This is a genomic window from Parachitinimonas caeni (assembly GCF_030129945.1).
GTDB lineage: Bacteria > Pseudomonadota > Gammaproteobacteria > Burkholderiales > Chitinimonadaceae > Parachitinimonas > Parachitinimonas caeni.
In genome coordinates, this window is record NZ_JARRAF010000020.1 from 70854 (window position 1) to 91367 (window position 20514).

Here is a 20514-nt window from a genome sequence, read left to right on the forward strand (position 1 = left end):
GGCCGAGTTTTGGGTCATGGCGTCGTTAGGGTTCGTTTATTTAGCTCGCTAAACTGCACTCACCCTGCCTCGCCCTGCCCCAAAACTCGACCCGGAAATAAAACGTCAACAGAGCCTAAGGATTGATCCGGCTAGGCAAATTGCCGGCGGCACTCCACTCGCGGGCGATCTGGTCGAGAGTGGCCCATTGGGTGTTTGATAAGGCGCCAATACGCGCGGCCCAGCTTTCAATGGCGTCGATACCGTCGGTGGTATTCACCACCTGCAAGGACTTGGGCGCCACATTGATGCTGGCGCTGTAGAGAGGGGCAAAGTGGCTGGCAGACTTGATCTGGCCAGTCAGGGTTTCAACGCTGCTGAGGGTGCGGCCTGCACCACCTACCATGATCAGATTGGCAGCTGGATCATGGGCTTTCCAGTCGGCGCTGGAGCGGGGACGCCATAAACCGGCCGAGGTGTCATCTGATGTCGTGGTGTGGCCAGTATCGGTCACCATGCCCCATAGGCTGACCGGCTGCCACCGGTAGCCCGTACTCCCGACCTGCTCGCTACGCAGGCTGTCTAGTTCCGTGTACAGCACTCCTGAGACCACCCCGGTTGGAGTGCCGCCGAAACTGACGATCTTTTCAGCGCATTTGATGCGATCTGGACCATTATGGGCATGGATGTCGAATTCCACCCCCAGCGACTTTAGCGTACTGATGACCTCGGCCGCGCGTGGTTCGCCTTGTAGCCAGCCAATATCTGCACCCACCGACCATTTCATGCCAGTACTTTGCGTACCAACTTTTCCGGCTGCGACGGCGCGGCGGAAAAAGGCAATCAGGCTATCGACATTGGGCCAGCTACTGAGGTTGCTTTCGATATGCATGGTGCCGGCAATCATCAGTTTGGGACTGGGCGGGACCGTAACCAGCTGTTGCAGGCCAACGCTGTTGCTGCTGCCAATCCGGTTGATATTGCTGGCAGCGTAGGCAACGGCCGCCTCGTAGGCAGTCCACTGTGCGGCGATGTCGGCGTCACTCTTCAGGGCCGCTTTCTTGGTGGTATCCCAGTTCGGCTTGCGGCTGCCGTCCACAAACACCGTCAACCAAGCTGAGCGCTGAGCAAAGAAGTCGTTGTCGTGCATTTTCACGCCCAGCACATAAGGCGCCCTGGCGCCGCTGGTGTTGTGGATGGTGCTGAAAGCGCTGTCTATCACGGTATTGATGTTATTGCTGGTCTGCTCGAACAGTTTCAGATCGTAGTGTTCGGGTCGCAGCAATAACTGCTTGGCCTTATCTCCCAGATTGATGTAGGGGGCAGTATGCGAGATGGTCCAGCTGGCTCCCAGGCTGCCAAAAGCGGACGAAACGGCGTCATAGAGGGCTTCATCGGTCTGAAAGGCGGCAATGGCGGGGCCGGTTTTCGCCAGCGCTTTCAGGGCGGCGTAGCCACCGCTCTGGCTGCTTGGCTGTCCGGTGGTCAGATCGGTCAGATGGGTTTCGTAATTGACGACGCTGGCTTGCTGCTCGCTGGCTGATTTGCCGCTGAGCCCGGCCCAGTCGAAACCCGTGTAGTAAGGCTTGGGTGGCCGGATGTGATAGTTGAGCGACACATAGGGCGAGCTGGTGATCTGGCTGACCAGATCAGGAAACTGAGTCTGATAGAGATTGAGAATGGTATCGGTGAGATAGAGATCGACCGGTACTCGATAGCGCTCATGCAGTTCGACAATCCGCTGTATGGTGGCGGCGCTCTTATCGGGGTAGGAGAAGTCCTGCACATTGATGCTGAAGACCATGTAGTCCGCCACCGTGCCGGGCCCGGAGATTGGCGCCCCCAGCGTATAGACCGCACCGAAAGTCCCCTTGCTGATCATGTCGTTGACGTCGCTGCCATAGCCGGCGTAGAGGGTGGCACCTTTGAGTGCAGCGACATCTTGCGCCTGCAATACACTGATGCTGTGGTTACCGAGGGTGACACTCTGATACGCCGGCAGATTTTGCACCGATGCAGCCTGCCAGCCGCCACCGGTGTAGGCATACAGCGCTCCCGAAGGCAGTAAGGCGGCGATATAGAGTTGAGCGCTACGACCGGTATCGACTGTCGCGGCAGCAAGATTGACGGTCAGACTCAGGTTCTGATTGTGGCCACTGCCGCTACCGCTGACACTGAAACCCGCTGGCGCAGCCCAACTGGCGAAACTGGTGGCCATCAGGGTCGCTGCTGCCACGGTGCTGAGTGTTCGGGAGAGGGCTTTCATCGCGAGGCTCCTGCAGTGATTGAGGGTCTGACTGCAGGATAGCTGCTGACTATTGAACTTCCCGCCGCAATTTTATGCTGGATCCGCCAGCACAATTTGCCCTCTGCAAGGCTGGAAATTGACAGGCGTTGCCAGCGCGGGAATGAGCGGTAATCCATCAAGCCACTTAGGTTTTGTTGCCGTCAGGTTTGCGACGGTCAACCTGACGGCAACAGAACCTACAACGCTTCGCGTTGTGATCGGGAAGGGCTATTGGCGCCTCACACCGCGTTTGCCTGTTCGATGCCTTCGCGAATCAACTGGCGGGCCGCTTCGTTCAAAGCGGAAACAGGGAGCGGGATGAAGGCACCTTCCTGCTGATCAAGTAGCCAGAAGTCGGGCAGGATGATCAGCCGCTTGATGCGTGGCCAGTCAAAGCTACCTTGGGCATGGCGATAGCGGAAGGTGATGCCCTGGCGGCTGACTTCGCAGATCACCATCTCGGTGGCGTGGCGGTCGGCGGCGGCAAAGTAAGCCTTGCGATAGCGGCGGTAATGGTTGATCAGCACCGCACTGTAGGCCGCAGCGCCCGTCAACAAGGCGCCTTTCAAAAACGGCTGGGAGCTATAGAAGCCCAGCGCCAGCAACAGGCCGATGGCTTGCAGCCGGATGGCCCAGCCATACCAGCCGAAGTGGTGCCACATATACTGGCGGACCAGTTTGCTGGCCATGGGTCGGTCAAAGCGATATTGAAACTGGATGGTTGGCAGATCAGACATCAGGATTTTGCCTTGAAGCGCTGAAACCAGTTGGTACGGGCATCCCTGGCGGTTTCAAATAGTTCGGCCATTGCGGCGCCGTCGCTGGTTTCTACCATGCTGATGACCGTAGCCAGTGCGGCGTGATAGTCCTTGAGGTCGGCCAGGAGGGCGGTGCGATTAGCCAGGGCGATGTCGCGCCACATTTCGGGGTGGCTGCCGGCAATGCGGGTGAAGTCGCGAAAGCCAGTCGAAGCAAGATCAAAACAGGCTTCGGCATTGGGCCGGGCCGCAACCTGTGCCACGTAGGCAAACGCCAGCAGGTGCGGCAGATGGCTGACGGTGGCAAATACGCTGTCGTGCTCATCTGGCGACATGGTTTTGATGACTGCGCCACAGGCAGACCACAGCGCGGCGATGCGCTCAACCGTTTCAGGGCGGGATTCGACCAGTGGGGTCAATACCACGGTGCGGTTCTCATACAGGCTGTAGCGGGCAGCGGCGGCACCAGACAGGTCGGAACCGGCGATCGGGTGAGCCGGCACGCAACGATCAAGGCAGTGGCCAAGATGCTGGCGGAACAGGGCAGCGACATCGCGCTTGGTGCTGCCGGCGTCGCTGACCAGGGTGTGGGCGGCAAGGTGCGGGGCGATCTGCGCCAGGATGCCGCTCATCTGACCGACCGGAGTCGAGAGCAGCACCAGATCTGCGTCGCGGACAGCCGTGGCTGCATCGCGGCTGGCATGGTCGATGACGCCAAGCTGCAGGGCGCGCTCCAGGTTTTCGGGTGACCGGCCAACGCCGACGACTTCACCAACCAGGCCGAGCCGTTTCAGGTCTAGCGCAAAGGAGCCACCAATCAGCCCGGTGCCGATGATGACCAGTTTGTTAAGAAATGGGGTCACGGAATCCTCTTGTAGTTCGGGACGATGGGTGCGGGGTGTGGGCAGCATTGTGCCGTGAGTCGGAAAATTGAGCCACGCTAGGCTCTGTTGACGCTTTATTTTCGGATCGCGTTTCGTCGGATTTGGGCCTGATGCAAGGCGAAAAGCGCGCCGCTTTGCGGCAACAGCCACGCAAGGCCGGGTCGATTTTTGGGGCATGGCGAGGCAGGGTTCGCTTATTTAGCTCGCTAAACTGCGCTCACCCTGACGACGCCATGCCCCTAAACTCGGCCCGGCGCGACCGGAAACAAAACGCCAACAGAGCCTAGGTTCTGTAAACCTTACGTCAACAGAACCCGGCATCGACTGCAGCGCGAAATTCGGCAGCTGCGGCGCGTAGCCCTGCTGGGTGGCGATCCAGCCAGCTGGCAACGATCAGCATATAGTCGTCGCTACCAATCGCTGTTCGGTAATCGGTCAGCCCGCCAGGATGCTTGCCACCTTGTACGATTGGTAGCATCGGCCGGGCGCTGGCCGGGCCACACGCTGCGGCCAGCAGGGCAGCGTGGTCGGCATGCGATGCGGCGGCGGTAGCAAAGGGGCCGGGCGTGACAAACCAGTCGGCACCCAGCTGGCGTAACCAGTTGCCCAATACGCTATCAGCAATCTGCCAGTGGGGGTGGCGGGTCAGCATTTCGGCAAAGGTTTGATGGGCCAGCAGGGGGAGTTGGGCTTGTCGTGCCAGCATCGGCAGGACACCCAGCCCTTGAATGAACGGTGCGACCAGTACCCCATCCACACCCAGCCGGCAGGCGGCATCCCAACGGGCGGGCAGCTCGTCTGGCTCGCATAGCAGGTTGGCAATATAAAACTTGCGCTCGCCGCTTTGCTGCATGGCATCGTCGCGGGCTGCCAACATGGCTTGCAGATGTTGTTCAAAGCAGGTTTGGTCAGCAAAGCTGGCCAATTCGTCATCCTTGACCAGATGAAAACCTCCGGCGAGAACATCCCGGTTGATGCGCTGCATGGTGGCGGTATCCAGCCCGACGGCGGGGCGCATCGAACGGCAGAGCAGGGGGCCGGCCGTTTGCTGTACCTTCTGGCGAATGCCGGCGATGCCAAAGGCCGGGCCGGGGCCGAATGTTGCTGGCAACCGGGCCTCCTGCAGAATGAATCCACTCAGATAACCCAGCCGTGGCAACTCGCCGATCACGATGTTGAACAGCTGGCTGGCCCGGCGGCCAAGCAGCTTCAAGGGAATCGCCAGTTCGATCTGATACCACTGCTGCTGTTTACGATGATCTGCATAAACCTCGGTCGCGAGTTGATAGCTTGCAACATCGGAGGGGGCTGGTTCTGCCACGGGTTGGATACGCCACACGCGAATAGTCCAGTCATGCAGGGTATGCGGCTCGACATAGCCGGTAATCGCAACGGTGGCGGCGCTTTGCTCCATCGCCATGCCTAGTGCCACCGCTTCACCATCGCAGGCGCTACATACCTGATAGCGGGCCAGCAGGTAGTTAGCGGGATCCAGATCGGATTGCCACACATAGCACTGGGGATGGCTGCTCTGAGGGATACCGCCCGAGCTCATGTCAGATACCTCGTCAGACACTGGGCCATCAGCCAGTCTTCGGGAGTGGTGATTTTGATATTGGCTTTCTCGCCAGGCACGGACTGGACGATTGCGCCCGTGGCCAGCACCAGCTGCAGGGTGGATTGGGTCTGCAGGCCGTTCTGCCTGGCGTAGGCCAGGGCCGCCTGCATCGCCTGTCGCGAAAACACCTGAGGGGATTGGAAAATTCCGATCTGCTCGCGGGGAAAGTGCCGGGTGATCAGACCCTCGGCAATCAAACCCACCGGTACTTCGGGATCAAGCAATGCAGCGGCGGCACCGCTGGCCTGAGCGGCGGCAAACACCTGCCGCAGCAGTGTGGCGGTGACAAATGGCCGTGCGACATCGTGCAGCAACAGCCAGGGCGCTTGGCTGGCGGCAAACAGCTGCTGCACGGTCTGTTGCCGGCTGTCGCCGCCGGGCACGCATCGACAACCTGGGCACAGCTCGCTTACGGTAGCCAGATCCTGTGGTCGGCAGGCGATGACGACTTCTGTCGCGACGCTGAGCGCCTTGCGCGCTACCCACTGCACCAGAGGCGCCTCGTTGAGCTGAAGCAAGGCTTTGGGCCCTAGGCCCAGTCGGTTGCCGGAGCCTGCTGCGGGAATCAATACGGCCAGATCAGTGTATATGGGGCCGGCAGTCATTCCCGGCCTTCCTGCTTCAGGCGGGTGATAAGTTGAGCTTGCCACTGGCCAAGATAGTAAGCGTCCTGGTGCCGGCGGATTTGCCCAACCAATGCGGCCGCTTTGGCCCAGAACCCTTGCAGGATGTACTGATACAGTCGCCCATGCGCATGGCAGATGGCCACGGGTAGCGACTGTGGCAAGCGGCTGGGGTTGGATAACAGTGTGTCAAAATCCGGGTCGGGAATGCGCCACTGGCTGCCATATACCGCTTGCAGATAAGTCTCGGTGGGCGCAGGCGCCGGCCACGACTCGCCGCGCCAGTTGATCTGGCCAAAGTCAAAACGTGGCAGCTGGCAGAGAATGGGCTCGGGCAGATGGTCGAACCCCGCCAGAAACTTGTCGCCCTTGGGCTTCAGGTAGAACAGGTCCAGCATCTGTCCGCTGCCGGCATGAACAAAACACTGGTGCCAGACGGTCTGGCTGTCACCAGGCTGGAAGAGCGGGTAGGGCAGAAAGTCGCCCCCGGCGCACAAGGCAGTGCTGACTTGCTGGCGCGGGGTATCCCAGGGTAGGGCGAGGTCAAGGTCCTTGTCATGGGTCAGCAGATCGCCTCCACGCACAATGCCAAGCAGGGTGCCTGCGAACAGGCCAAAGCGCAGGCCGGCCGATTCAAGGCATTGCCGTGCCCGCTTGAGTACGGCGTGGCCCTGGATTGGGGAAAACGGCCGAGTCGGAATCGGTCGCAGTTCAGGCGTCGCCAGCAGAATCTCGACCGCCGCACGGAATTGCAGATTGGCCGCCATCAGCTCGCCGAGCTGCTTCAATGCCGTACCCAGCACGTGATGCCCCGATGCACTGGCCTGCAGCTGAACGCTGTGGTGGGCGATTGTTGCCGCCGCAGCGGGCTGGGCATTGGCGAGCAATGCACCGGCCAGCTGCAGATGGGCAGTGGCGGAATGCGGTTGTAACTGAGTAAGCCGGGCAAAGTAGGGCAGAGCCGCAGCAGGTTGCCATGCGGCCTGCAGCAAGGCTCCCAGGTTGGCCAGAGCCGTACAGTGATCGGGCTGCAAGGCCAGCACCTGACGGAAACTCGTCGCCGCTTCGTTGCCACGCCCCGTGGCCCACCGTACATTGCCCAGCGTGATCAGGGCCGAAACATCATGGGCATCCAGCGCCAGGGAACGCTTGGCACAGACTTCAGCCTCTTTCAGATTGCCGCTGACCAGCTCGATTTCAGCCAGATTGCTCCAGGCACTAGCACGGGCGGGTGATAGTGTCAGACAATACTCGATTGCTGACCGGGCAAGCTGGTGCTGACCGCTGCGGATCAGGGCGACGCCATAATGGTCAAAGGCTTCCGCCCCGGCTCCGGGAAGGCGGGTAGCGTTTGCCAGGGCAGCGACTGCGGCCGAGTCTTGGCCCTGCATCAAGCAGGCCAACCCCAGACGGTGCCAGGCGTAGCCATTGCAGGCATCCTGGATGATCAGGGCCTGCGCCAGTCGCATGGCATCGTTGAGTCGGCCTGCAGCCAGGAGCTGATCGAGTTGCTTCGCTTGCTGTGTCGAGCTGGGTTGGGTTGTCATGGTCTTGTCTGGTTGGCGCCGGCACGATTCTGGTTGGTAAGAAGGCGGCGGATTCGCCGACTCATATTCAGCAAGCCCTGCATGGCAGGCGGTGGCTTGCACAGACAAATTCTTATACAGGTATCAGAACCGACTCCCGATCACCCAGGTTTGTATTGGCGTGGCTGGTGAAGATCCGGAGCTGGTTTCAAGGAGCAGGTAATGCGTATTTCCCGATTGTTGGTTGGTCTGATTGTCAGTTTACTCCCGCTGCTGGCGGTCGCAGCACCCGCCAAGCAGGACGCGGCGAAAACCGATCCGGCAAAGCTTGCGGCAGTGGCCGCCTCGGAGCGTTTGCTGGCAGAACGCATGGGCAAAGCTTATGCGTTGCTGGCTCTGGGGTTGACCGATACCGACCCCAAGCGTCAGCTCGAAGAGTCTCGCGAGCGCTTCGACAGCCAGCTCAAAATGCTGCAACAGCTCAATAGCGGCGGCGAAGTAAAAGACAATTACGGGTTGCTGGGCCAGCTTTGGGGTGATTACAAAACACTGGTTTCAGCCCCTCCCAGCAAAGAAGGGGGTGGCAAACTGGCCGAGTTGAATGAAGAGGTGGTGTGGATCGCCCAGAAAGGCTCGCAGCTGATGTTGCAGCAACCCGGGGTATCGACCGGGCAGGCATCCCGCGCAGCACAGGATCTGGCGACCTTGTCACAACGTCTGGCCAGGGTTTACCTGCTCAAAAGCTGGGGGCTGGGGCAGGCTTTTCTGGCAAAAGATCTGACGGCCGCCAAGGATGAGTGCCGAGCCTTGCTGATGCGCCTGCGCAACTCACCGCATAACACCCCTTCCATTACTGCCCAGATTGATCTGCTGGCAACGCAGTGGACCTTTTTCGAACAGGCCATCAACGAGCTGGCACGCGCCAATAATGATCGCAACTTGATCCGCAACGTTGCCACCACCAGCGAACGCATGTACGAGGTTGCCAGCGCACTGGCGACTCAATACGGTGATCGTTAAGCGCTGGTGACATCTCTGCCGGGCGATGTGGGGGGCGTGGGCGATCCCGCTAGATTGCCCTCACAGCGCCCGGCGCGCATTCCCCGTTTTCAGCCATCATTCCTGCTTGAGCAACCACTCCACATAGCGCGTCACTCCCTGGCTGACCGTCAGGAACTCGTCGTTGTAGCCACTCTTGCGCAAGCGGCTCAAATCGGCCTGGGTATAGCTCTGATACTTGCCTTTCAGGCTATCAGGGAAGGGAATGTATTCAATCAGCCCTTCCGCCACCATGGCGACAAGATCTAGCGGCGGCTTGCCCTCAGCGGCCCGGCAGGTATTGACGACGGCAATGGCGATGTCGTTGAACGGCTGCGAGCGACCTGTTCCTACATTGAAGATACCGCTCTCGTCCGGATTGTCGAGAAACCACAGGTTGACCTTCACGATGTCTTCAATCGACACAAAATCTCGCACCTGTTGGCCATTGCCGTAACCGGCCCAGCCCTCGAACAGCTTGACCCGGCCCTGGCTGCGGAATTGCTTGAAGTGGCTATAGGCTACCGAGGCGCCCGCCCCCTCTTTGTGCTGCTCATGCGGACCATAAACGTTGAAATAGCGCAGACCTACCACTTGCGCATCCAGCGCGTCCCAGCGGCGTCGCACGATCTGGTCAAACAGTAGCTTGGAGTAACCGTATACATTCAGCGGCTTCTCGTATTGGGGTTCTTCGCTGAAGGTACTACTGCCCCCGTAAACGGCAGCACTGGATGCATAGATGAAGGGGATGTCATCGGCCTGGCAGAATTCAAGCAGGGCCAGCGAATATTGGTAATTGTTATCGAGCATATACCGGCCGTCGTGCTCCATGGTGTTGGAACAGGCGCCCTGATGCAGCACTGCCCGGAATTCGCCATCGTAATCACCGGCCTCCAGCACATCGAGGAAGTCTTCTTTGTCGAGGTAATGGGCAATTTCGCAATCGACGAGATTGCGGAATTTGTCGCCGTTTTTCAGGTTGTCCACGGCAATGATGTCGGTTTCACCTCTGGCGTTGAGCGCCCGGATCAGGTTTGAGCCAATGAATCCTGCGGCGCCGGTCACGACGATAGTCATCTGCTGTCCGTTTCTAATTTGAATTGCGATGCGTAATTGTACCTGCCATCGGCGCCTTCAGCGTTTTCGCGATCCGGCACGGGATGAATGGATTATTCATTAGCATTTATTAATTTATTTAAAGCTATGAAATAAAAGGGGAATATCAATTTTTATAGCGTTATGACGTTCGATTTTCATGGGGAGATCATATTCGACTGCCAAGATCGCGCCACTTTCAGTCTATCGGCTCACGATCATGCGCAAGTTTCTGTTTGGCATTCTCATGTCCCTATCCTTCCACGTTGCCGCCAGCGACAACGCTATCCAGGTCTTGCAGGTGCTCGATTTGAGTGGACCCAATGGCGATACCGGTCGGGATTTCTCGACCGGGGCCAAGGTGTATCTGGATGCGATCAATGCGAAAGGCGGCATTCATGGCCGGCTGGTGAATCTGGTGCTGGCCGACGACCAGGGCGACGCCAGCCGTACGGTGGCGCTTACCCGCAAACTTAGCGCGCAGTACCGGCCTGCGGCGTTATTTGGTTATATGGGTGCGGATAACGTCAAGGCGGTGGTGGCGCAGTCAGCTGGCAGTGCCGCACAACTGCCTATGGTTGCGCCTTATGTCGGCATCGACATTGCGCCGCAGGATGATGCTCCCGTGTACTACCTGAGGGCGGGGTCGGATGACGAGATCCGCAAGATTGTCCGCATTGCGCAATCGTCCGGTTTACGCAGGATCGCTTTAGTGGCCGGCAATGACACCTTGGGCAAGGCGACGGTCGAGGGGATTCGCAATGGTTTGAGCGAGTCTTCGGGAACGCAGGTCACCAATATCACGTTGTTGCCCAATAGCACCGAAGTCGGCAAAGAGGCGCGACTGGTGGCCCAGTCCAACCCGGATGCTGTGATCCTGGCAGCACCCACGCTGACGTCGGCGGCCTTTGTCCGCGCTTGTCAGGCACTGCGGCCGGGTACCCAGTTTTTTGCGTTGTCCTGGATCAATCCGCAGACGTTGGCGGAGTTCGTCGGTAGTCAGAATGTACGATGGGTTGCGATCAGTGCCCTGGTACCTTCGCCCTATAACCCAGTCACGCCCGTCGCCCGTGATTTTGTGCAAACCTTGGCCAAGTATCGGGATGAGGCGCCGAATTATGCTTCGTTTGAAGGTTATCTTTCAGCGAAGATGCTGGTAGAAGCGTTGAAAAAGGCGCGAGATGGCAACAGTACCGCCCTAAAGCTGGCACTCGACAACACCAATCTAGATCTGGGAGGGATGCAATTGAGAATGGCCCCCGGTAACCGGCGGGCATCACGCTATGTCGAGATGGGAGTTTTCTCAAATGCCGGGCGGCTGGTGAACTAGCCGCCGGCAGTAGAGCGGGATATTGCTGTCTAGGCGCTGTTGACATTTTTTTCCGGAAACAAAACGTCAACAGCGCCTAGGTCTCTGGGTCGAGATCAATCGACGCCGAATTGACGCAGTAGCGTAGGCCGGTCGGACCTGGGCCATCCGGAAAGACATGGCCAAGATGCGCGTCGCAGATGGCGCATAAGATTTCCGTGCGGACCATGCCATGGCTGCGGTCCACCTTTTCTGCGACGACACCCGGCAATGCTTGCCAGAACGATGGCCAGCCACAGCCAGCATCAAACTTGGTGCCGGAGGTGAACAGTGGTGTATGGCAGCAGATACAGCAATATGTGCCAGCGGTGGTGGTATCCCAGTAGATACCGGTAAATGGTGGCTCGGTATGCGCCTGCCGCGCGACTTTATATTGCATGTCGCTTAGCTGCTGGCGCCATTCGGCATCTGGTTTGATGACTTTCTTCATCTCAGACCTCCTGACTGCAGAAACTGCTAATCGTGCGCTTTGGCGGCTATGGCGAGGGCGGTTGAATTGCTTGGGAGTACGAACCTCGGTGGCGGCTTGCAGGCTACATGGTGTCATGTCTCATCAAGCGGTTGCAGACCCCCACCCCATCAGGCTGGGCCAAATAATTCGTCAGCGCTGACTACTGCCGTTCCCAGTTTAGCCACGACCAAGCCTGCTGCACGGTTGGACCAATCCATGGCGGCAGGAAGATCCAGCCCCGCACCCAACATGGCACCGAGCGTGGCAATCACGGTATCGCCGGCGCCAGAGACGTCGTATACCTCACGTGCGACGGTAGGGTGGTGCACCGCGCTACCAGGCTGAAACAGGCTCATGCCTTCTTCGCTGCGCGTGACCAGCAGGGCATCCAGAGCCAGCTCCTGCCGTAGCTTCTGTGCGCGTTCGGTGAGGTCGGCTTCGTCTTGCCAGCGGCCAACCACTTGCTTGAGTTCCGAGCGATTGGGGGTAAGCAGTGTCGCGCCAGCGTAGCGGCGATAGTCATCACCCTTTGGGTCGATCAGCACGGGTTTGCCGGCGGTGCGTGCGGCTTCGATCATTGCCGTGACGTGAGTCAGCCCCCCTTTGCCATAGTCGGAGAGAATGACGACATCGTGCTCGGCAAGGGCTTGCTTGAATTCGTCGAGCTTTGCCGCCAGCACCTCATGACTGGGGGTGTGCTCGAAATCGAGCCGGATCAGTTGCTGCTGGCGGGCGATGACGCGCAATTTAATCGTCGTGGTAATGCTGCCATCGCGATGCAATGAGGTCGCGATGCCATCCCGCTGCAGCAGGTTGTCGAGCTGATCGCCGGCTTCATCGCGTCCGACCACCGAGAGCAGAGTGGCTTGGGCCCCCAGTGCCGCAATATTGCGCGCCACATTGGCCGCACCACCGGCCCGGTCTTCGGTACGCATGATGCGCGCAACGGGAACCGGCGCTTCGGGAGAAATGCGTTCGCAGTCGCCAAACCAGTAACGATCAAGCATGACGTCGCCGACAACCAGCAATCTGGCCCGTGCTAGCGATGATTTGAGCGGATGCAGGCTCAAGATTGCGGCTCCTGTTGCTTTGCTTCGGTCACGCCACGGCCAATGGCATCGTAGGTGATACCCATCTCTGCCATGATTGCCGGATCGTAAAGATTGCGACCATCAATAATGATTGGGCGCTTCAATTCCTTGCGGATCCGGGTGAAGTCGGGGCTACGGAATACCTTCCACTCTGTCACGATGAGCAGCGCATCGGCATTGTCCAAGGCAGCCATCGGGCTGTCTGCATAGTGGATGGTGTCGCCCAGATGCTTGCGCGCTTCCGCCGTGGCAATGGGGTCATAGGCAGTAACCGTTGCGCCGCGCCGTAACAGCTGGTTGATGATAGTGAGTGCTGGCGCTTCACGCATATCATCGGTATTCGGCTTGAATGCCAGACCCCACAAGGCAAAGTGGCGACCTTGCAGGTCTTTACCGAAATGGCGCTCAACTTTGTCGATCAGCCGGAGTTTTTGTCGGGCGTTGACTTCTTCCACTGCTGCCAAGACCTGCAAAGTCAGCCCGTGATCTTGCGCCGTACGCTGTAAGGCGGTGACGTCTTTCGGGAAGCAGGAGCCGCCGTAGCCACAGCCTGCGTACAGGAAGTGATAGCCGATGCGGGGGTCCGAACCGATTCCCTTGCGTACCAGTTCGATATCGGCACCCAACGTCTCGGCCAGATTGGCCAATTCGTTCATGAATGAAATACGGGTTGCCAGCATGGCGTTTGCCGCATATTTGGTCAGTTCGGCTGAACGAACATCCATCACGATCAGTCGTTCGTGATTGCGCTGGAAGGGTTGATAGAGGGTATGCATGAGCTTGGTGGCACGCTCATCATCCGAACCGACCACAATCCGGTCTGGCCGCATGAAGTCTTCCACAGCGGCGCCTTCTTTCAGAAACTCGGGATTCGATACCACGGAGAATTCGATGTTGGCGCCTCGCAAGGCAAGTTCTTCCGCAATGGCAGCCCGGACGCGATCGGCTGTACCAACCGGTACGGTTGATTTATCGACAACCAGCTTATAGGCACTCATGTGTCGGCCGATATTCCGGGCGGCAGCGACAACGTGCGACAGGTCGGCCGATCCATCCTCATCCGGAGGGGTGCCGACAGCGATCATCTGAATGGTGCCGTGGGCAACGGCCTCTTCTATGCTGGTGGTAAAACGCAGGCGGCCGGCGGCCGCATTCCGATGCACCAACTCATCCAGCCCTGGCTCATGAATCGGGATTCCCCCGGCGTTGAGGGTATCGATTTTCTTGGGATCAAGATCCAGGCACAGGACATCGTTGCCGACCTCCGCCAGGCAGGTGCCAGAGACCAGGCCCACATAGCCGGTCCCGATGATAGTTATTTTCATTTGAATGCCTCTGCAGAGTATTCGGTCTTACTCTGTTATTTAAAAAGGTCGTCGAGTTAAAGGGCGACTGGTTACCAGATGCGGCTTAGACCTGCCCTGGGTTTGGGTTAGCCTGCGTAACCAATCGACTGATTGATCTGATGTAACGTAGCAACCGGATCGGCGCTTCGTGTAATCGGGCGGCCGATGACGAGGTAATCCGATCCGGCTGCTACAGCAGCTTCCGGGGTCATGATGCGGGACTGATCCCCTTGCTCGCTGCCTGCAGGGCGAATGCCTGGGGTAACCAGCTTGAAATCAGTACCGCAGAGCTGGCGCAAAATGCTGGCTTCCTGTGCGGAGCAAACGACACCGTCACAACCAGCCTCCTTGGTCAGCTGTGCCAGTAGGGGTACTTGAATGGCGGGTTCCGCTAAACCGAGTTCCGCCAGATCCAGGCCATCCATACTGGTCAGTACGGTCACGCCAATCAGCAAGGGGCGGTGTGTCAGCGGTTCCAAAGCTTCTCGGGCGGCTACCATCATCTTCCGGCCACCCAGGGCATGGACATTGACCATCCAGACACCTAACTTGGCTGCGGCGCGGACTGCTTGCGCGACAGTATTGGGAATGTCGTGAAATTTGAGGTCAAGAAAAATATCGAAGCCGCGAGAAACCAACTGCTCAACCAGCTGTGGGCCGGCTGAAGTAAACAGTTCTTTACCTACTTTGAGCCGACATAGCTGGGGTGTGACTTTGGAGGCAAAAGCCAACGCCTCGTGAGCCTCGGAAAAATCGAGCGGTACGATGACTTTCGGGTCGTTCATCATGATTTCCTTGAAAAGATTGAATGGCGAATCGCGCGTAATCAGCGATCACCTCTCGCTGATCTGGGGGCAATGCGTGCTGATTTGGGCATCTGTGACGAGATGTGGGCGAACCACCACGGCCACATATGCTTGCTAAATCGACTATCCCCAGCTGACCTCCCCATTTCGGCAGCGGCGTCGGTGGATTGGGTGCTACGAGTTTCTAGTTCGGGCGCGTCTGTCCGCGCGAGGGCAAGAAGGACTCCCACTCATTGCATGCCGGACAGTGCCAGAAATATTGACGAGCTTTAAAGCCACAGCGGCCACAGTGATACATCGCCAAGCTACGGGTATTGTCTTGCACCAGCTTTTTCATCAGGTCCAATTCAGATTTGCGCTCGGGTTGGGCGCCTACTGCTTGACTATCCAGTAACTTGATCAATCCCAAGATGGAGGGGCTGCGTTTTAGTTCTTCCGATAAGAAATTGGCTGCAGACTCGCTACCTTCGTACTGAAGAATACGATCGTGTACGAGTTCCAGCATGTCTAACTCAGGATAGGTAGCGAGATAGCCTCGCACCAAAGCTGTTCCTTCTTCGATCTTGCCCAAACGATCGTAAATATCGAGTAGTCGTTTGGCGACCATCGGCAGGTAGCGGTGATCTTGCGACTCGATTTTCTGCCAGGCATCAATCGCTTCCATCCAGTTTTGCTCGGCGACTTCGAGATCGCCGAGAATCAGATTGGCACGCACACATTTTCGATGTTCGGCCAAGGCCTGTTGCAAAAACTGACGCGCTTCCTTTGGCTGAGACTTGATCGCAGCGTGGTTGGCCAGCTCACAATAAAACTCAGCAATTTCATGCTGATAGGTGTGGCTGGTGTCGCGCAGTTGCTGTGCAACCTCAATGGCGCGCTTCCACTCCTTTTCCTGCTGATAAATATCAAGCAAATGTCTTAAAGCCCCGCGCGCAAGCTCTGTACCCTCTAAACTTTCAAAAAGCTCTTCTGCACGATCAAACAGACCGGCTTTCATGAAATCCAAGCCCAGCTCATATTGAGCAGCGTGCCTTTGCTCGGGTTTCAGCTCCGCGCGCTCTAGTAGCTTTTGATGCATGCGGATGGCACGTTCGATCTCACCTTTACGCCTGAACAAGTGACCAAGTGCAAATTGCAGCTCTATGGTCTCGGCATGATTGCGTGCCAAGTCTACATAGACCTCAACCGCTTTATCGGTTTGTTCGTTCAATAAAAAATTCAGACCCTTGAAGTAGGCTTGTGGTAACGATTTTGAATCAGCGAGTACATGCTTGATGTCAATTCGTGCCGCCAACCAACCCAAGGCAAAGAAAACTGGAAATAAAACCAGCCACCAGGCTTCAAATTCCACAGACAACCTCTTCTCAAGCAACTGCGTCGAGCGGTTCCGCTGGCTCGACGGATTCGACGTGACTTATCGTTGGCCTGTCGGAAAGTGCGTTCAGTTCACGCTTTAGACGGGCGATCTCGCGGCGCGCCTTAAACAAAGCCAGCAATGGAGAAATCAGGCCGGCAACAACTCCAATAACAAAAAAAGCCAACAGTGCTACGACGAGCGGGGTTTTCCATTGATAGCCTGCAAAGAAGTTCAGCACTACCGGCTCTGTGTTATGCATGGCAAAACTGAATAGGAGCAGGAAGGTGGCGATTCGGAGTATCCAGGCTGCATAGCGCATTGGCGACGACCTGTTGAGAAAAAGACAGGCGAGCATTTTATCAGGTTGTAATGCATCAGCGCGTGCCTAGTCTCGCGGTTCACGAGACTTAGCTTTAATCTCAGTATTACTGTCAAATGCGAGAATAAGGTATGAACGCCTGTACCAGATCTGGCAGGTTGTTAGCTTTTGGGACGTCATGGCTAGTTTGCGGTCGAGCTGTGGTGGTAGCCGTGATCAACAACAGCTAAACGCAAGAGAGTGCACTGCATAAAAAAACAACGCAGCACCTAAAAGGTGCTGCGTTGTTTGATTGCCGGAAATATCAAGAAAGTCAGGATTCTGTTTCCAGATCCACTCTTTCCCGTAGTTCCTTGCCAGCCTTAAAATGAGGCACAAACTTCTCCGGGACAGTAACTCTCGACCCAGATTTTGGATTGCGCCCCACCCGCGGTGGGCGATAGTTGAGATCAAAGCTACCAAAGCCTCGAATCTCAATGCGCTGACCACGAGCAAGGCTGGTCGCCATAGCATCGAGAATCGTCTTCACAGCTAGTTCTGCATCCTTCGAGATCAGCTGAGGGTAACGCTCTGCGAGTCGGGCGATAAGTTCTGACTTGGTCATGGCGCTTCCTGGGAGCAACGATTACTCGGCCTTGTTACCCGACAGCTTTGCTTTCAACAGGGCACCCAGATTAGTGGTGCCTGCACTGCCAGCATCTGCCGAGAACTTGTTCATTGCGTCGCTTTCGTCAGCGGCATCCTTGGCCTTGATCGACAGATTGATCGCACGATTTTTGCGGTCAATGTTGATGATCATGGTCTCAACCGTGTCGCCTTCCTTCAGAACGCTGGTGATGTTCTCGACGCGATCACGTGAAACTTCCGTTGCGCGCAGATAGCCTTCAATATCATCACCCAGAGAAACCACTGCGCCCTTGGGGTCGATAGATTTCACTGTGCCCTTAACAATGGCGCCCTTGTCGTGAGTGGAAACGTAGTTGTTGAACGGATCACCTTCCAGTTGCTTGATGCCCATGGAAATGCGCTCACGCTCTACGTCAATTGCCAGCACAATCGCTTCGACTTCGTCACCCTTCTTGTAGTTGCGTACGGCTTCCTCACCAGTAACATTCCAAGACAGATCGGACAAGTGAACCAAGCCATCAATTCCGCCGGGCAGGCCGATAAACACACCAAAGTCGGTGATCGACTTAATAGTGCCTTTAATCTTGTCACCCTTCTTGAAGTTTGCGCTGAAATCATCCCAAGGGTTAGCCATGCACTGCTTCATGCCCAGGCTGATACGACGGCGATCTTCATCAATCTCAAGGATCATGACTTCAACTTCATCGCCCAGCGCTACAACCTTGGATGGGTGAACGTTCTTGTTCGTCCAATCCATTTCCGAAACGTGAACCAAACCTTCAATGCCTTGCTCGATTTCAACAAATGCGCCGTAGTCGGTCAGATTGGTAACCTTGCCGAACAAGCGAGTGCCGGAAGGATAGCGACGTGACAAACCGACCCATGGGTCTTCACCCAGTTGCTTGAGGCCCAGTGATACACGATTCTTCTCTTGATCGAACTTGAGGACCTTTGCAGTGACTTCATCGCCAACTGCCAAGACTTCGCTTGGGTGTTTAACACGGCGCCATGCCAAGTCGGTGATGTGCAACAGACCATCAATCCCGCCGAGGTCAACGAATGCACCGTAATCAGTAATATTCTTGACAACGCCCTTGATGATTGAGCCTTCTTGCAGTTGGTCAAGCAGCTTCTGGCGTTCCTCGCCCAAGCTTTCTTCAAGCACCGCGCGACGCGATACAACCACGTTATTGCGCTTACGATCAAGCTTGATTACCTTAAACTCAACTTGCTTGCCTTCAAATGGGCTGGTGTCCTTGACTGGACGAATATCAACCAGCGAACCGGGCAAGAATGCACGAATGCCGTTAACCATAACGGTCAATCCACCCTTGACCTTGCCGTTGATGACGCCGGACATTACCACGCCCTTCTCGAGAGCGTCTTCCAACTCAATCCAAGCAGCCAAGCGCTTAGCCTTCTCGCGGGAAAGCTTGGTTTCGCCATAACCGTTTTCAAGGCTTTCAATTGCGACCTGAACGAAGTCGCCAATTTTTACGACGATTTCGCCTTTGTCGTTCTTGAATTCGTCGATTGAAACCAAACTCTCGGACTTGAGGCCGGCATTTACGGTGACGAAGTTAGGATCAACGCCAACAACCTCGGCGGTGATAACTTCACCCGCGCGCATTTCCTGACGCGTTAGGCTTTCCTCAAACAGCGCGGCAAAACTTTCCATAGAGTTGGAAGCAACGGAAGTAGTCATTGATAAAAGTGTCCAGATTTCTTGCCAAGTTACCAAGGCAAGGGAAAATTGAAAAAAGCCAGTCCGGGCAAATCCAGATTGGCACATTTAAATAACTGGTTGATTTTCAAACGCTGATCCGTTTGAGTGAGCATGCCGCCCATGCTAGAACACTCTGAATAATGCTCAGATGAGTCAGATGATCTCTGCATACCAGTTCAAAACTTGCCTTACTGCGCAATCAATACCCATTTGAGTGGTATCGAGTAATTTGGCATCAGGCAATATCTGCAGTGGAGCAACTGTTCTTGCCCGATCCCGGGCGTCACGTTGTTCTATGTCCTGCAAAATATCCGTAAGTATCGCACTTTCCCCTTTTGCAATCAACTGCTTATGCCGGCGATTGGCACGTTCGGCTGGTGATGCGGTGAGGAATACCTTGAGGACTGCATTCGGGAATACCACAGACCCCATGTCTCTTCCGTCGGCGACCAAACCTGGATCGCGCTGAAAGTCGCGCTGCCTTTGCAATAATGCTTGGCGAACCAAAGGGTGTGTGGCGACTTGCGACGCCCCCTCGCCGATAGCTTCTGACCGGATGGTCTCTGTTGCATCTTCGTCATCCAGCAAGATCATTCCTTCAAGAAAACTCGCATTGAGAGTTGCTGCGATGGAGGCTACCTCTTGCTGGGATTTGAAATCGACGCCTCTGTGAATGGCGGCTAAGGCTGTTAGCCGATACAGGGCGCCGCTATCCAGATAATGGAAACCGAGTGCTGCAGCGATGCGCGCGGCAACGGTGCCTTTGCCGGAAGCAGAGGGGCCGTCTATCGCGATGACGGGAGTGGAACTGGGAGTGCTCATTGCTGGAAATTTTGCCTGACAATCAGATATAGGGAAATCCATGTAATTGTCTCAAAATTACAGAATTTGAGCGAGCAGATGTCTATCTTGTTTATTGTCATCCTCTTTGATTTCCGAAATCTGCTGGTAGGGTGATAGGGCAGGCCTGTCGCGGCCTGAAGAGTCACTGGAACGATGGCTATATTTCCGTTCTGGTGAGATTTTCCTCGTGTGTTGAAACTTAGTAATGGGAGGTGGCTATGAAGAGGTATTTTCTGGGTATTGTTGCGCTATTAGTATCGAGCTTTGCCTTTGCGGTCGTGAATATCAATACGGCGACCCAGGCGGAATTGGAATCATTAAAGGGGATTGGCCCGGAGAAAGCTAAGGCAATTATTGAATATCGCACAAAGAATGGTGCATTCAAGACGGTGGATGATTTAGATAAGGTGAAAGGGATAGGTAAAGCGACGCTTGATAAACTGCGGCCGGATATCTCTGTTGGAGGAGCTGCGGCTAAGCCTGCACCGGCTGCGGCAAAGCCGGCGGACAAAAAGGCCCCTGAGCCGAAGAAGCAATAGTCATTTTACTGTTGTATGCGTACCAAACAAGACCTCGCATTAGCGAGGTCTTTTTATATTTGGTAGAGAAGATCAAAAATTACTTTTACGTAAACGTAAACTAATTGTCAGGTTCCGCCTGTTTATAAACTTTCCTCGTAAACAGATCCGGCTGTTTAACCTGCCACTGTTTCATAGCCTCAATCGGAGACAAGAAGTTGAGGGCTTTTTGTGGGATGTGATGATTGTAGGC

Annotated in this window: 19 protein-coding genes; 3 read left to right on the top strand and 16 right to left on the bottom strand. The window is 56.4% G+C overall.

Annotation, left to right across the window (positions count from 1 at the left end; translation table 11 throughout):
- Positions 1–115 precede the first annotated feature (115 nt).
- From PZA18_RS15930 to PZA18_RS15955, 6 genes are all read right to left on the bottom strand, one after another.
- Positions 116–2245 (bottom strand): hypothetical protein, encoded by a 2130-nt coding sequence (locus tag PZA18_RS15930; RefSeq protein ID WP_284101858.1) that lies wholly within the window; start codon positions 2243–2245, stop codon positions 116–118.
- A gap of 260 nt (positions 2246–2505) precedes the next feature.
- Positions 2506–3003 (bottom strand): YcxB family protein, encoded by a 498-nt coding sequence (locus PZA18_RS15935; protein WP_284101859.1) that lies wholly within the window; start codon positions 3001–3003, stop codon positions 2506–2508.
- Positions 3003–3887, bottom strand: a complete 885-nt coding sequence (locus tag PZA18_RS15940) for a prephenate dehydrogenase (protein WP_284101860.1) — start codon at positions 3885–3887, stop codon at positions 3003–3005. Before PZA18_RS15940 ends, PZA18_RS15935 begins: the two co-directional genes overlap by 1 nt.
- A gap of 325 nt (positions 3888–4212) precedes the next feature.
- Positions 4213–5463, bottom strand: a complete 1251-nt coding sequence (locus PZA18_RS15945) for a RuBisCO large subunit C-terminal-like domain-containing protein (protein WP_284101861.1) — start codon at positions 5461–5463, stop codon at positions 4213–4215.
- Positions 5460–6131, bottom strand: coding sequence for an IspD/TarI family cytidylyltransferase (locus tag PZA18_RS15950; protein WP_284101862.1), 672 nt, complete (start codon positions 6129–6131; stop codon positions 5460–5462). The genes PZA18_RS15945 and PZA18_RS15950 overlap by 4 nt, the downstream gene beginning before the upstream one ends.
- Positions 6128–7696 (bottom strand): tetratricopeptide repeat protein, encoded by a 1569-nt coding sequence (locus PZA18_RS15955; RefSeq protein ID WP_284101863.1) that lies wholly within the window; start codon positions 7694–7696, stop codon positions 6128–6130. Before PZA18_RS15955 ends, PZA18_RS15950 begins: the two co-directional genes overlap by 4 nt.
- A gap of 201 nt (positions 7697–7897) precedes the next feature.
- On the opposite strand from PZA18_RS15955, the gene PZA18_RS15960 reads away from it, so the two are divergent.
- A complete protein-coding gene (locus PZA18_RS15960) occupies positions 7898–8695 on the top strand; it encodes a hypothetical protein (protein ID WP_284101864.1) in 798 nt (265 codons plus the stop codon).
- 96 nt (positions 8696–8791) lie between these two features.
- On the opposite strand, the gene rfaD is transcribed toward PZA18_RS15960, so the two are convergent.
- Positions 8792–9790 carry an ADP-glyceromanno-heptose 6-epimerase gene (rfaD, locus tag PZA18_RS15965; RefSeq protein WP_284101865.1) on the bottom strand — a complete coding sequence of 333 codons (999 nt, stop codon included), beginning with the start codon at positions 9788–9790 and terminating at the stop codon, positions 8792–8794.
- A gap of 265 nt (positions 9791–10055) precedes the next feature.
- Here rfaD and PZA18_RS15970 point away from each other — a divergent pair, with 265 nt between their 5' ends.
- Entirely contained in the window at positions 10056–11138 is a 1083-nt protein-coding gene (locus PZA18_RS15970; protein ID WP_284101866.1) for an ABC transporter substrate-binding protein, read from the top strand.
- 76 nt (positions 11139–11214) lie between these two features.
- Here PZA18_RS15970 and msrB read toward each other — a convergent pair whose 3' ends face one another.
- The 9 genes from msrB to cmk form a co-directional block, all read right to left on the bottom strand.
- Positions 11215–11607 carry a peptide-methionine (R)-S-oxide reductase MsrB gene (gene msrB / locus PZA18_RS15975; protein WP_284101867.1) on the bottom strand — a complete coding sequence of 131 codons (393 nt, stop codon included), beginning with the start codon at positions 11605–11607 and terminating at the stop codon, positions 11215–11217.
- Positions 11608–11756: 149 nt separating this feature from the next.
- Positions 11757–12698 (bottom strand): D-glycero-beta-D-manno-heptose-7-phosphate kinase, encoded by a 942-nt coding sequence (gene rfaE1 / locus PZA18_RS15980; RefSeq protein WP_284101868.1) that lies wholly within the window; start codon positions 12696–12698, stop codon positions 11757–11759.
- Entirely contained in the window at positions 12695–14044 is a 1350-nt protein-coding gene (locus tag PZA18_RS15985; RefSeq protein WP_284101869.1) for a UDP-glucose dehydrogenase family protein, read from the bottom strand. Before PZA18_RS15985 ends, rfaE1 begins: the two co-directional genes overlap by 4 nt.
- A 107-nt stretch (positions 14045–14151) precedes the next feature.
- Complete coding sequence (gene pyrF / locus PZA18_RS15990) at positions 14152–14850, bottom strand: orotidine-5'-phosphate decarboxylase (RefSeq protein ID WP_284101870.1); 699 nt, start codon at positions 14848–14850, stop codon at positions 14152–14154.
- 205 nt (positions 14851–15055) lie between these two features.
- Positions 15056–16222 (bottom strand): lipopolysaccharide assembly protein LapB, encoded by a 1167-nt coding sequence (gene lapB / locus PZA18_RS15995; RefSeq protein ID WP_284101871.1) that lies wholly within the window; start codon positions 16220–16222, stop codon positions 15056–15058.
- A gap of 13 nt (positions 16223–16235) precedes the next feature.
- Positions 16236–16547: a LapA family protein gene (locus PZA18_RS16000; RefSeq protein WP_284101872.1), complete on the bottom strand. Its 312-nt coding sequence runs from the start codon at positions 16545–16547 to the stop codon at positions 16236–16238.
- Between the two features lie 313 nt (positions 16548–16860).
- Complete coding sequence (locus tag PZA18_RS16005) at positions 16861–17151, bottom strand: integration host factor subunit beta (RefSeq protein WP_284101873.1); 291 nt, start codon at positions 17149–17151, stop codon at positions 16861–16863.
- A gap of 21 nt (positions 17152–17172) precedes the next feature.
- Entirely contained in the window at positions 17173–18879 is a 1707-nt protein-coding gene (rpsA, locus tag PZA18_RS16010) for a 30S ribosomal protein S1 (RefSeq protein ID WP_284101874.1), read from the bottom strand.
- 174 nt (positions 18880–19053) lie between these two features.
- Positions 19054–19764: a (d)CMP kinase gene (gene cmk / locus PZA18_RS16015; protein WP_407951194.1), complete on the bottom strand. Its 711-nt coding sequence runs from the start codon at positions 19762–19764 to the stop codon at positions 19054–19056.
- Between the two features lie 197 nt (positions 19765–19961).
- On the opposite strand from cmk, the gene PZA18_RS16020 reads away from it, so the two are divergent.
- On the top strand, positions 19962–20282 hold the full coding sequence (locus PZA18_RS16020; RefSeq protein WP_284101875.1) for a ComEA family DNA-binding protein: 321 nt from the start codon (positions 19962–19964) through the stop codon (positions 20280–20282).
- Positions 20283–20514 lie beyond the last annotated feature (232 nt).

Excerpts from the sequence above, each read along its gene's own strand:
- PZA18_RS15950 (WP_284101862.1), bottom strand. The coding sequence starts at position 6,131 with ATGACTGCCGGCCCCATATACACTGATCTGGCCGTATTGATTCCCGCA.
- msrB (WP_284101867.1), bottom strand. The coding sequence starts at position 11,607 with ATGAAGAAAGTCATCAAACCAGATGCCGAATGGCGCCAGCAGCTAAGC.
- PZA18_RS15930 (WP_284101858.1), bottom strand. The coding sequence starts at position 2,245 with ATGAAAGCCCTCTCCCGAACACTCAGCACCGTGGCAGCAGCGACCCTG.
- rpsA (WP_284101874.1), bottom strand. The coding sequence starts at position 18,879 with ATGACTACTTCCGTTGCTTCCAACTCTATGGAAAGTTTTGCCGCGCTG.
- rfaD (WP_284101865.1), bottom strand. The coding sequence starts at position 9,790 with ATGACTATCGTCGTGACCGGCGCCGCAGGATTCATTGGCTCAAACCTG.
- PZA18_RS15985 (WP_284101869.1), bottom strand. The coding sequence starts at position 14,044 with ATGAAAATAACTATCATCGGGACCGGCTATGTGGGCCTGGTCTCTGGC.
- PZA18_RS16000 (WP_284101872.1), bottom strand. The coding sequence starts at position 16,547 with ATGCGCTATGCAGCCTGGATACTCCGAATCGCCACCTTCCTGCTCCTA.
- PZA18_RS15935 (WP_284101859.1), bottom strand. The coding sequence starts at position 3,003 with ATGTCTGATCTGCCAACCATCCAGTTTCAATATCGCTTTGACCGACCC.
- PZA18_RS15970 (WP_284101866.1), top strand. The coding sequence starts at position 10,056 with ATGTCCCTATCCTTCCACGTTGCCGCCAGCGACAACGCTATCCAGGTC.
- PZA18_RS16005 (WP_284101873.1), bottom strand. The coding sequence starts at position 17,151 with ATGACCAAGTCAGAACTTATCGCCCGACTCGCAGAGCGTTACCCTCAG.
- PZA18_RS15945 (WP_284101861.1), bottom strand. The coding sequence starts at position 5,463 with ATGAGCTCGGGCGGTATCCCTCAGAGCAGCCATCCCCAGTGCTATGTG.
- PZA18_RS15955 (WP_284101863.1), bottom strand. The coding sequence starts at position 7,696 with ATGACAACCCAACCCAGCTCGACACAGCAAGCGAAGCAACTCGATCAG.
- PZA18_RS16020 (WP_284101875.1), top strand. The coding sequence starts at position 19,962 with ATGAAGAGGTATTTTCTGGGTATTGTTGCGCTATTAGTATCGAGCTTT.
- pyrF (WP_284101870.1), bottom strand. The coding sequence starts at position 14,850 with ATGAACGACCCGAAAGTCATCGTACCGCTCGATTTTTCCGAGGCTCAC.
- cmk (WP_407951194.1), bottom strand. The coding sequence starts at position 19,764 with ATGGATTTCCCTATATCTGATTGTCAGGCAAAATTTCCAGCAATGAGC.
- PZA18_RS15960 (WP_284101864.1), top strand. The coding sequence starts at position 7,898 with ATGCGTATTTCCCGATTGTTGGTTGGTCTGATTGTCAGTTTACTCCCG.